At 66.1% G+C, this 11793-nt stretch carries 8 protein-coding genes; 4 read left to right on the plus strand and 4 right to left on the minus strand.

Annotated elements, in window-relative coordinates:
* Nucleotides 1–2: 2 nt before the first annotated feature.
* The 3 genes from OG921_RS02370 to OG921_RS02380 are packed head-to-tail and all read left to right on the plus strand — an operon-like array spanning nucleotide 3 to nucleotide 4550.
* Nucleotides 3–1448: a hypothetical protein gene (locus tag OG921_RS02370; protein ID WP_266110726.1), complete on the plus strand. Its 1446-nt coding sequence runs from the start codon at nucleotides 3–5 to the stop codon at nucleotides 1446–1448.
* Nucleotides 1445–2902 (plus strand): glycosyltransferase family 2 protein, encoded by a 1458-nt coding sequence (locus tag OG921_RS02375; RefSeq protein ID WP_266110727.1) that lies wholly within the window; start codon nucleotides 1445–1447, stop codon nucleotides 2900–2902. Before OG921_RS02370 ends, OG921_RS02375 begins: the two co-directional genes overlap by 4 nt.
* A gap of 13 nt (nucleotides 2903–2915) precedes the next feature.
* Nucleotides 2916–4550, plus strand: a complete 1635-nt coding sequence (locus OG921_RS02380; protein ID WP_266110728.1) for a glycosyltransferase family 39 protein — start codon at nucleotides 2916–2918, stop codon at nucleotides 4548–4550.
* 31 nt (nucleotides 4551–4581) lie between these two features.
* Here OG921_RS02380 and OG921_RS02385 read toward each other — a convergent pair whose 3' ends face one another.
* The gene (locus OG921_RS02385) at nucleotides 4582–5598 is read right to left on the minus strand and encodes a beta-mannosidase (RefSeq protein ID WP_266111034.1); all 1017 of its coding nucleotides are present in this window, start codon (nucleotides 5596–5598) and stop codon (nucleotides 4582–4584) included.
* Nucleotides 5599–6034: 436 nt separating this feature from the next.
* On the opposite strand from OG921_RS02385, the gene OG921_RS02390 reads away from it, so the two are divergent.
* Nucleotides 6035–7345: a YibE/F family protein gene (locus tag OG921_RS02390; protein WP_266110729.1), complete on the plus strand. Its 1311-nt coding sequence runs from the start codon at nucleotides 6035–6037 to the stop codon at nucleotides 7343–7345.
* Nucleotides 7346–7358: 13 nt separating this feature from the next.
* On the opposite strand, the gene OG921_RS02395 is transcribed toward OG921_RS02390, so the two are convergent.
* The 3 genes from OG921_RS02395 to OG921_RS02405 all read right to left on the minus strand — a co-directional run bounded on the left by OG921_RS02395 (nucleotide 7359) and on the right by OG921_RS02405 (nucleotide 11708).
* Nucleotides 7359–8711, minus strand: a complete 1353-nt coding sequence (locus OG921_RS02395) for an Hsp70 family protein (protein ID WP_266110730.1) — start codon at nucleotides 8709–8711, stop codon at nucleotides 7359–7361.
* Between the two features lie 175 nt (nucleotides 8712–8886).
* Entirely contained in the window at nucleotides 8887–10206 is a 1320-nt protein-coding gene (locus OG921_RS02400) for a UDP-glucose/GDP-mannose dehydrogenase family protein (RefSeq protein WP_266110731.1), read from the minus strand.
* A gap of 98 nt (nucleotides 10207–10304) precedes the next feature.
* The gene (locus OG921_RS02405) at nucleotides 10305–11708 is read right to left on the minus strand and encodes a sugar transferase (RefSeq protein ID WP_266111035.1); all 1404 of its coding nucleotides are present in this window, start codon (nucleotides 11706–11708) and stop codon (nucleotides 10305–10307) included.
* Nucleotides 11709–11793 lie beyond the last annotated feature (85 nt).

Genomic DNA, 11793 nt, shown 5'->3' on the forward strand with positions numbered 1-11793 from the left:
TGATGGGGCCGGCGGCGACTCTGACCATCCGCTGGACGGCGATCTCGGTCTGTTCGGTCATCGCCTTCTGGCCCGGGATCGACCGCACCTTCGACGATTTTGCCGCCGGTGGACTGCTCGGCTACATGTTTCTCAAGCCACTGATGGCGATAGCCGCCGCCATCGGTATCGCGCGCAGGCGCGACGACAAAGTCCATGTCCACGACCGTGAATCGGACACAATCGTCGGCGCACTCACGATGGCGGTTGCGGTCGCGGTGTCGTGGCTGCTCGTCCCCCGGACCGGGGTCAATTTCGAACTGCTCCGGGTGGACATGCTCGGCTTCTGGGTGTTCGTCTTCGGCGCCTGCACGCTGCTGTTCGGGCTACGTTCGACCGGCCGCTACTGGCCCATCTGGCTGATGGTGATGGCGCTGTGGCCGGGACCGTACCGAACCGCGGTGACGCTGCTCGGTGGCGGCTGGCTGGCCGCCGGTATCGTGCTGCTGCTCTTTGCTGCCACGGCGCTCGGTATCGCCGCCGCCAGGACGATCTGGTGGGGCCTCGTCGGCTTCACGGCAACGCTTCTCATCGGCGGGGTCATCATTCTCTTTTTCGACGCGGCCGACATATCCGGGCAGGTGATGCAGCTCGTTCCAGCGATCGTCTCCGGCGCGGTCGTCGGCGCCGTTCTGGTGGTGCGGACCGTGTGGGTGACGCCGGTAAACACCGTGCTGCGACCCACTCGTCCGCCGATCGTGCAACGACCGTACAAGTCGGCGCTGCTCGTGGTCGCCGCGACCTTCCTCCTCATCGTGGTCGCGGACCCGCCCGTCGTCGATTTCACGCCGTCCGACGGGCCCAGCGCGGCGGGACCGTTGTTCGGCCAGGACATCCCGCCGGGGTGGAAATTGTACAAGACCGAGCAATATGACTGGTGCAAACCGTATTTCGGCGACGGGTGCACACTGACCCGACAGCGGATCGTCACCACCGACGTGAATCCGGATTGGGATGACAAGGGGCGCAGACGATATGCCGTAATCGACACTTTGCGCACGTTCGAGCCACAGTCGCTTCGAGTATATCCGGTCGAGGCCATGTACGACGTCACCAATGGTCGGCAAAGCCCGAAGGTGCCACTCGATCTCGGTGCCGGCGTTTCGGCAGATCTGTGCACGGTCATCGATGACGACTTACTGGTCACCTGGACGAATCTGCGGTTTATCTGGATACGGGCGGGTGCATACGAGCGGGTCACAGTGCTCACAGTCGACAACCACAACCCGGATGCGCCGTTTCCGGACCTGCGGATGTCGGTCGAGAATCGGGCACTTCTTGCAATCAACGTGATGTTACGTGGCAAGGAGGTGGTGTCGGACTTCAACTCGCAGTACAAGGATCGCGACCTGATGACCGTGTTGGGGAACGACTTGGTGGACTACCAACTCGATGAGGTGCGATCGTGACCACGTCCCTCGACGATGCCGAATTCCGTGCACATGCACTGCGCGATGCGGTGGACGGACTTCGCGAACGTGACCCGGACGCCTCGGCCGCCGTGCCGTTCGTGCCATGGCAGCGCGTCGTGTTTCTGGCGATCGCAGCACTCATGATCGCAGGCTTCGTATTCGCCGTTGTTCCCACGCTCATCGTGGTGATTGCGTTGTGCACGATCGCCTATACCGCGACCGTAATCGACCGCGTCATCGTGTTCCGGCGCGGATTGCGCGCCGACGCGATACTGCGGGTCTCCGACGAACGAGCACGCGCGGTACCCGATTCCGAGCTGCCCTCATACACGATTCTGCTGCCCGCATACGACGAGCCCAAGGTGGTGCACAACCTTGTCCGCGGGATGGCCGCGCTCGACTATCCGCGCGACAAGCTGCAGATCCTGCTCCTGCTCGAGGGCGACGACGAGGTCACCATTTCGGCGATGCGCGACTCCGCCGTCGCCAATTCGGAACTGGGCGATTTCGTCACGACGTTACTGGTGCCACCGGCCGACCCTCGGACGAAACCGAAGGCGTGCAATTTCGGCTTGCACTACGCGACCGGCGAGATCGTGACGATTTACGATGCGGAGGACACTCCGGATCCACTCCAACTGCGCCGCGTCGCGGTCGCGTTCGCCGAATTACCGGAAACCGTGGCCTGCCTCCAGGCGAAGCTGGGTTTCTACAACGACCGGCAGAACATGCTGACCCGCTGGTTCACCGTCGAATACGGCGTGCTGTTCAGCTTCCTCCTCCCCGGCCTGATGGCGAGCAATTCACCGATCCCGTTGGGCGGCACGTCGAATCACATCAGGCGCACACTGTTCGACAAGATCGGCGCCTGGGATCCGTTCAATGTCACCGAGGACGCCGATCTCGGTGTCCGGATCGCGGCACGCGGCTACCGGACCATGGTCATCGACTCGACGACCATCGAGGAAGCCAATATCGATGCGATCAATTGGATTCGGCAGCGCTCGCGCTGGTACAAGGGCTACCTGCAGACCTGGCTGGTACACACCCGGCACCCCGTGCGGTTGTGGCGGACCCTGGGCCCGGTCGGCTTCATCCGCTTCACCGTCCTGCTGGCCGGGACGCCGTTGATCGCGGCGCTCAATATCGTGTTCTGGTCGTTGACGTGGACCTGGCTGCTCGGACGACCCGACGTCATGCACGCCGTGTTCCTCCCGCCGATCTACTTCCCGTCGCTGTTCTGCCTGATACTCGGAAACGCGATCACGATCTACATCAATGTCATCGGTTGCCGAGAGAACCACCAGGAGCACTTGGCACTCGCGGGATTCCTGGTCCCCGCGTACTGGCTGCTGATGGGCATAGCCGCGGTAAAGGCCTGCTGGCAGTTGCTGGTCAACCCGTCCTACTGGGAGAAGACCCAGCACAACCTCGGCGAACCCGAGTCATGAGTAGGGGCGGGTCGTGACGGCGCGCCACCCACGCCGAACGATCTTCTGGACCACCTTCGCCGGCTACGCGCTCGTCGGCGTGGTGTTGTCGGTGGGCCACGGGATCCTGATGGGTGATGCGCTGAGCCGGGTGCAAGCCGCGCAATCGGTGTTGTTCAGCCGGGATCCACATGTCGCGGCGATCGGTTTCGTCTTCTCGCCGCTCACCGCGATCGCAGAATTGCCTGCAGTAGCGCTGAGTCCGTGGATTCCGGCCCTCACCCGCTACGGCGTGGCCGGTGTGCTGATGTCGGCACTGTTCATGGGCGGTGCGGCGGTACAGATCTGGGGCATTGCCGGCGATCGCGGTGTCCCGCGGTGGCTGTGCGTGGCGGCCACGGCGCTGTTCGCACTGCACCCGATGATCGTGATCTACGGGGCGAACGGGATGAGTGAGGCGCCGTTCCTGTTCTGTGTGTGCTGGGCCGTGCGCCGAGGCATCCGCTGGACCCACACCGATGACGTGCACGATCTGGTTGCGCTCGGCTCGGCGCTCGGGCTGGCCTATCTGGTCCGCTACGACGCCGCGCTGGTCATATTCGTCGCCGCCGTGTTCGTCGCCCTGCGATCCGCCGTTCGGACAAGACCGTTCGACTGGTATCGCGGCGGAGTCGATCTCACCATCGTTGCGCTGCCGGGCGCGCTGGCGTTCGTGGTCTGGGCCGCGGCCGGGTGGCTGCTCACCGGAGATGCGTTCGCACAGTTCTCCTCGAGCTACGGCAACAGCGCGATCCTGGAACAGTCCCAGTACGTTGCACAGTCGATTCCGGCATCGCTCGCGTTCTCGGCTGTGGAGGTTCTCGTGCTCGCGCCCGCACTGCCGCTGCTCGCGCCGCTGGCGACCGTGCTTGCGGTACAGCGGCGCGATCTCGAAGTGGTCGTCGCACCGTTGATCCTGGGCACGGTGCTGGCTTTCCAGACGCTGAGCTACGCGCGAGGGTTGACCTTCGGGTTCCTGCGGTTCTATATCTGTGCCATACCGCTCCTCGTCATTCTGGTGATTCAGCTCTATCCCGCGCGCGGACAAGCCGTCAGCCCACGCCCCGGCCGGTTCGCGAATACGCGGCTCGGCAGCGGGCCGCAGTCGCCGCTGGCCGGCGTTGCCGCGGCTGCCGTTGTGCTGCTCGGCTTTCCGATCACCGTCGTCGGATTGGCCGTACCGAGCCTGTCGGTGCAGCAATATTCGCTCGCCGCATTGTTTGCCGATGACGACGACACCTCCCAACGCATCGCGGACGCGCGCCGGATCAACGCCTCGTTCTCCACCGAGCGGCGGCTCAACGACTACCTCGACCAATTGGACCTGCCCCGTGGATCGGTTTTGATGGACACCGTCTACGGCTTCGCGGTGGCCGCCGCGTCGGCGGACCCCGACCGGTACGTGGTGCCCTCCGACCAGGATTTCGTGACGATTCTCGACGACCCTGCGGCCAACGGCGTGAAATACATTCTCGCCGTGCCGAACACGGACCGAGGCACGTCGGATGCGGTCAATCTCCGTTATCCGACCATTTACGACAACGGGTCGGATGTCGCCGCACTGGAACTCGAGATCCCCAACGACGGTGCCGACCTGCCCACCTGGCGGCTGTACCGCGTCACCACCTGATCGCGGCGCATGCCCGGTCGGCCCGCGCCGGTCAGCCTGTGTTCAAGCGCCGCAATTCGGCGTAGATGGGATCGGCGATCCCGACGTCGAAGGTGCATTCCTGCGGCCGCGGATCGGGGACGAACGCCCACACGAGAGCGCCGGCAGATCCGGCCTCGCGCTGTCCGGTCATGCGCGCAGAGATGTCCGAAGCACGCACGGCTTCGCTGCGGCACGACCCCGCATGCTCGCCGATCTCGGCAACCAACAGCGGTTTACCCACCTGCCGTGCCTGCTCGAGCCGGCGAGCCAGTCCGTCCCACTCATTGCCGGGAAGGGGGTTCGGGCCCTCGCTGTAGTCGTGGTATTGGAGTATGTCGATTCCGGGAGAGGCTGCGACAGCGGCATACTCGTCGCCTTGTGTGCCGCACTGACCGCCGCCGGCAAAGCCGACGGTGGTGAGCGTGTCGCTGCTCGTACGGACCAACGCCCCCACCTCGTCGACGAAACTGCGAAGGACGTTCGCGGCGTCGGGCGGGCAACGCTGTTGTGGTTGCGATCCGCACTGCGCGAACGAGCAACGCGCCGGTTCCGGCTCGCCGATCAGGTCCCATGCCGCGACCACCGCCGACCCCGACCACCGCCGCACAGCGGTGCCCACCCATTGTTCGTAGCTCAACGCCTGCGCCCCCGGTTGTCGCCACCCGCCGCGGAACCATTCGGCAGTCTTGTACTGCTCGTCCTCGCAGGCGCCGTCCTGCGCGACGAGGACGGGTACGAGTAGTTGTCCGTGTCGCTCGGCGGCAGCGAATACTGCGTCGAGCGCGGTGAAGTCGAGCTGTCCGGTCGCCTTGTTCGTCGCGAGCGCTTGGAACGCGTCGAAGCGAGTCAGCGATCTCGGTGGCAACGCCCCGAAGTAGGCATCGAGGTCCACCTCCGCACCACAGCCACGGTTCACCGAGTAGTTCGTGCCGAGTTGGTAGGCATTGAGTCCGGCGGGCCACCACGGTCTGCCGTCGAGCCGTAAACCGCCCGGCGACACCGTGACCCGAGCGGACGACGTCGTCATCGGGGTGGGCTGTTGCGAGCCGGCCTGGCATCCCGAAGCGGCGAGCACAGCGAGGATCAGCGCACAGACCAGCATGGTTCGCCATCCGTGCCAGCCCGGCATTGGTTCAGCCTAGGACACCGCCGCCGCTGCAACTCGATCCCCGCGGACGCCGGCCGGATATGTGCGCTTGCGCACAAAACAGCACACGATCCCGCTACTCGCCGAAAAACCGTACCGATTGGAAGATTTGGGATGTCCCGGTTAGCCTGTCACAGGCACCTTGTGCCCGTCCGGGCCACCACCCCCCTGGTCGTCCGGATAGGGGTGGCGGAGACTATCCCCCCTTGCTCTCCGCCACCCTCCGCACATTCCGGGGTAGCTGCACATCGCTCGTACACCTGCGAGCACTCGCTATGCTCGCTCCGGTGCACCTCACTCCGCCGGATTCCCTCGTATGAGTAGCCACCACGGCCATGGCCACACGGGCCCGATCGAGATCGGCCCGAACGCCGCCCGGATCGTCGTCGGCACGGTGGTCGCACTCGGTGTGCTGGTGCTCGCCGGACTGATCGTGCTGTGGCCGAGCAAGCAGACCGTCGACATTCCGTTGCCTTTCCAGAACGCCGCAGGCGGCGCGGTCACCACCGAAGCGGGAACGGTCGTCGAACAGAGCATCGGCCCGTGTGGCAGTCCGTCGACCGGTCGAGTATTCGGTGGCGCACCGACGCCGCCCCCGATCTCGTCCTACGACTGCACGCGCAGCGTGATCAAAATCGAGACCGGCCCGAACGCAGGCACCAAGACGTTGTTCGAGATCGCACCGGGGCCAGGCCAACCCGATCTGCAGGCGGGCGACCACATCCGGGTCGTGCGCCAGACCGACCCGACCGGCGCGACGTTGTATGCATTCGACGACTATGCGCGTGGGTTTCCCCTTCTCGCGATCGTCGTCGTGTTCGCGGTCGTGGTGATCGCGGTCGCGCGGTGGCGCGGGCTACGCGCGCTGCTCGGTCTGCTGTTCACGTTCGCCGTTGTGGTCAAGTTCCTGTTGCCCGCGCTGCTCGACGGCCAACCCGCGATACCGGTGGCACTCGTCGCCGGTGGAATGATCCTCTATGTCGTGCTCTATCTGGCGCACGGCGTGAGCCTGCGGACAAGTTCGGCGTTGCTCGGCACGCTCGCCGCGATGCTGCTCGCCGCGGTGCTGTCCTATGTCACCATCCGCATGACCCAGCTCACCGGACTGTCGGAGGAACAGAACACGAACGTCGCGACCTACCTCGAGCACGTCAGTATCACCGGTTTGCTGCTCGCCGGATTCATCATCGGCTCGCTCGGTGTGCTCAACGACGTGACGATCACGCAAGCGTCGGCGGCGTTCGAACTGGCCTCGCTCGACCCGGACTCGTCGCGGCGCAACGTCTTCGCCGCGGCTATGCGAGTGGGTCGTGATCACATCGCAAGCACGGTGTACACCCTGGTGTTCGCCTATGCGGGCGGCGCGCTACCACTGCTCCTGCTGTTCAGCGTGGCCGGCCGATCGGTCAACGACGTGTTGACCGGCGACGCGGTCGCGATCGAGATCGTCCGCTCATCAGTAGGTGGGATTGCGCTGGCGCTGTCCGTCCCGCTGACGACTGGGATCGCGGTCGCCCTCGCCCGCCCGTTCGGCAACGGGCGCACGGCCACAGCAGACACGACCCGGGCGCCCAAGTCGAACGCGGCACCGAAACGGTCGGGCGGAGCGCACCGCTCCCGGTCGTGACCGCTCCGCCGGCTCAGGGGAAGCGCGGTAGCCGGGGCAACGGCGGAATGTACTGCGGCGGAATCGTCGGAACCACGATCGGCGGCAGACCGGGCACGGAAAAGGTGTTCGGTCCGGGTGCCGGTGCCGGTGCGGGTGCCTGGTAGGAGTCCTCGTCCCACGTTGGCGGCGCCTCCGCGGGCGGGGGCGGCGGCGGCAGCGTGACCGGGGGCGGTGCCACGACAGGTAACGGCTGCCCGCCCGGCAAGCCATTGAACGAGCCGCCGCCAGGCGTCGCGCTCCCCGGCGCCCCCGCCGCATCGGTCCCCTGCGGGCTGGTTGTCTGCAGGGTGCCGCTGCTGCCGGCCGTACCGTTGAACAGGTCGGTCGATTTCGTCAGCCCGAATCCGAGAACGGCGAGTAATGCCAGACCGCCCACCGCGATAGCCGCCGAGACCAGTTCACGCCGTCGGCGGATCTTCTCTGCGGCGCCCGCAGGCCCCGCGGTTTCCCGGCTCTCCTGCCATGCCCGTCGGCGCGACACCGGGTGCGCGAGCAGCGCGGCACCACGGGCGGCGACCGTGTCGGGGTGGTTTGCCACGATGACCGGCAGACCCGCGACGCTGCGCAGCACGTTCGCCACGAGCGGGATCCGTGCGCCACCGCCGATCAGCACGATGGCCTCGACCGGTTTGCGTGAACCCACGATCGTATTGCGCAGCAATCGCGCGGACGCCTCGACGGTAGGGGCGATGAGCATCTCGAAATCCTTGCGCGACAGCAGAACCAGCCCTTCGGGCGCGGGCAGGGCGACGGCGGTGCTGGTCGACAGCTGTTCCTTGGCCTCACGGCACAGCAGGTCGAGGCGGTTGAATCCGTCCGCGTCCGTGGGCAGCGCGAGCCTGCCGCTGGCGATCTGCGCTTCGCCGATCATCGCGTCGAATGCGCGCCCGCTGATGTCGGTGGTGCGCTCCGCGCCGTGCACGATCTTGCGTTCGGTATCGACGACACTGATCGACAGCCCGGAGGTGCCGAGGTCGTAGACGGCGACGCTGCGGAAGCCGTTCAGCTCACCGGTGGAGGCGAACAACTCGAGCGAGGCAATCACTTCGGGCACGAGCTGATAGTTGGCCAGCTTCTCGTGAGCCAACGCGGTCCGCAGGGCATCGGCGCGGCCGTCCTGCCTGCACGCGACCGCGGTCGCGTCGATCCCGTTGCCTCCGGCGAGCGCGACGCCGATGATCTCGGCGGTCAGGTTCTCGGGCCGTTGTTCGGAGACGTCGACGCGCTGCAGGTCGAACGGCACCGGATGCCCGTTGATCCGCGAGCCCGGCCGCGCCATGTGAATGGCGCCCGTGCCCATCGAAACACCGAGTACCGAACCCATTGCCGCCTGTTCCTTGGATCGTCCTTGGACAACGCACGCGCTTTTACTGGCACCGTAGCCCACTCAAACTGTGCCTGGCGGCTACGGATGCTGGGACTTTACCGGTCCGCTCCGCGGAATGCATAGACGGACATACGGTTGCCGACCAGCCGGTTCCGTGTTGTGACCTGGGGAGTCAGGGCCTGCCCATACCGCGGTAGGTCCACCCGTGCGAGCGCCACAGCGTCCGGTCGAGGCAATTTCGGCCGTCGATGATGGACCGCTGCCGCACCACTTCGGCGAGTCGGTCCGGACGCAACTGCACGAACTCGTCCCACTCCGTCAGTACCAGGACGACATCGGCGCGCTCGCAGGCCTCGATAGTGGAGGTGGCGTAGTTCAGCGTCGGGAACAGGCGTCGCGAGTTGTCCATCGCCTTGGGGTCGTAGACGGTCACGACAGCGCCGTTGAGCTGGGTGAGCCCGGCGACGTTGAGTGCAGGTGAATCGCGCACGTCGTCGGATTCGGGTTTGAACGCGGCACCGAGCACCGCCACGTTTGCGCCGAGCAGCGAACCACCGCAGGCCTGCGCCGCGAGTTCGGCCAGTTTCGTCCGCCGGCGCATGTTGATGTGGTCCACCTCGCGCAGGAACGACAGTGCATGGTCGGCGCCGAGTTCGCCTGCGCGCGCCATGAACGCCCTGATGTCCTTGGGCAGGCATCCGCCGCCGAAGCCGAGCCCGGCGTTGAGGAAGCGACGCCCGATCCGCGCGTCGTGCCCGAGGGCATCGGCCAGCGCGACGACGTCCGCCCCGGTCGCCTCGCACACCTCGGCGACGGCGTTGATGAACGACACCTTGGTGGCCAGGAACGCATTCGCCGACACCTTCACCAGTTCGGCTGTGGCGAGGTCGGTGACCAGGAACGGGACGCCGGCCGCGAGCAGCGGCGCGTACAGCTCGCGGATCAGCGGCTCCGCGCGCCCCCCGGCGGTTTCGTCGATGCCGAGCACGACGCGGTCCGGGCGCAACGTGTCCTCGACGGCGAAACCCTCGCGCAGGAATTCGGGGTTCCACGCCACCTCGACATCGGCCTGCGGGGTGTCCCGGCGGATTCGTTCGGCGAGGTGCGCGGCCGTACCGACCGGGACCGTCGACTTGCCGACGAGCACCGCCGGCCGATGCAACCTGGGCGCGAGGGTGTCCACGACCGCGTCGACGTTGCGCAGGTCGGCGCCGTACTCACCCTTCTTCTGCGGAGTGCCGACGCCGAGGAAGTGAATATCGGCGAAGTCGGCCGCATCGTCGTAGGACGTGGTGAAGCGCAGTCGGCCGGCGTCCACGTTGCGGCGCAGCACCTCGCCGAGGCCCGGTTCGTAGAACGGCACCTCGCCCGCGCCGAGCTTGGCCACTTTTCCTGCGTCGATGTCGACGCCGAGTACGTCGTGGCCTATTTCGGCCATGCACGCGGCGTGCGTAGCGCCCAGATATCCGGTCCCGAACACGGTGCATCGCATAGCTCGATTGATATGCCCAGCCGGTTAGCGGATCGCATCACCGAAACGAGGAGCGGAACAATTTCGCATGTACATGCGGTGCGGGACGGGCGAGACGGTCAGTACGCGCCTTCGCTGCGCGAGACGACTCCCAACGTGCGCTTGATGATCAGCAGATCCTGCATCATCGACCAGTTCTCCACGTAGGACAGGTCGAGGCGCACGGTCTCCTCCCAGGACAGATCCGATCGTCCCGAGATCTGCCAGAGCCCGGTGACGCCCGGCTTCACCAGCATCCGGCGCCGTACGTGACCGTCGTACTGCTCGACCTCGCTGCGCAGCGGCGGGCGCGGACCGACGACGCTCATGTCACCGCGCAGCACGTTGATGAACTGCGGCAGTTCGTCGATGCTGAACTTGCGCATGAACTTGCCCACCGGTGTGACCCGGGGGTCCTCGCGCATCTTGAACAGCGGTCCCGCGCCGTCGTTCTGCGCGACGAGAGCGTCCTTGTGCTTGTCGGCGTCCTGATACATGCTGCGGAACTTGATCATCTGGAACGGCAGACCGTCCAGACCCATCCGCTCCGAGCGATAGAACACCGAACCCGGACTGGTGAACTTCACGGCCACCGCGAAGACCACAATCACCGGCAGGATCAGGAGCAGCGCACCGAGGGCGAAGACGAAGTCGAAGCTCTGCTTGTAGATCGACTTGGCCCGGTCGTATTGCGGCTTCTCGATGTGCAGCATCGGCATCTGGGCGACCGGCCGGCTGCGCAGCCGCTGTCCGGCGATGTCGACCAGGCCCGGGGTGACGATCAGGTCGACGCCGAGTTCGTCGAGACTCCACACCAGACGCTTGATCTGATCCGGACGCAGGTGGTCGGTCGCGGTCAGTGCGACGGTATCGGCGCCGGTGATTCGCACCGCTTCAACGATCTCCTGGTCGACGCCGACGATCGGGATCTGCTCGCCGTGCACCTCGATCGACTCCCGCGTGGCGGTCGGTCCCTCGGGTGTGCAGACACCCACCACGTGATAGCCCGAGCCCTTGTCCCGGGCGAAGGCCTGGGCCATGTCCGGCACCGCGCGACTTCCACCGACGACCAGCACGGACGTCTGATACCGCTCCCGCGCTCGCTGCGCAACCGCGTACTGGCGCCATGCGCGACGGTTGAGCAGTAGCAGGACGAGGCCGAGCGGGAACGCGATGGCGAGGTAGCCGCGGGCGATATCCATGCGCAGCATCAACGAGATGATCGCGAGCACGCCGAACAGCCGGAAAGTTGCCGACGCAATCAGGCGGTACTCCTCCGCTCCCGCGCCGATCACGCGCGGCGATCGGGTGTTGAACAACGCGAGAAACCCGATCCACAGGACGGCGAGCATCGCGGAGACAGCGGTATAACCGAGGGGCGACGAGGGCGCCCACACGAGCGTCTCGTCTTTCGCGGTACCGCCGAAGCGAACGAACTGAGCCACCGCAATTGCCACGCAAACTACGACGAGGTCACTGATCACCAGGTTTCGGACGTACGCGGCCTGCCAACGTTCTCGATCCGAGCGCAGGTAGGTGCGTGACCGGACCCGGCCGCGGACATAGGCC

This window comes from Aldersonia sp. NBC_00410 (assembly GCF_026342035.1).
GTDB lineage: Bacteria > Actinomycetota > Actinomycetes > Mycobacteriales > Mycobacteriaceae > Aldersonia.

Coding starts and splice junctions, on each gene's coding strand:
- OG921_RS02370 (WP_266110726.1), top strand. CDS start 3: ATGGGGCCGGCGGCGACTCTGACCATCCGCTGGACGGCGATCTCGGTC.
- OG921_RS02390 (WP_266110729.1), top strand. CDS start 6,035: ATGAGTAGCCACCACGGCCATGGCCACACGGGCCCGATCGAGATCGGC.
- OG921_RS02395 (WP_266110730.1), bottom strand. CDS start 8,711: ATGGGTTCGGTACTCGGTGTTTCGATGGGCACGGGCGCCATTCACATG.
- OG921_RS02400 (WP_266110731.1), bottom strand. CDS start 10,206: ATGCGATGCACCGTGTTCGGGACCGGATATCTGGGCGCTACGCACGCC.
- OG921_RS02385 (WP_266111034.1), bottom strand. CDS start 5,598: ATGACGACGTCGTCCGCTCGGGTCACGGTGTCGCCGGGCGGTTTACGG.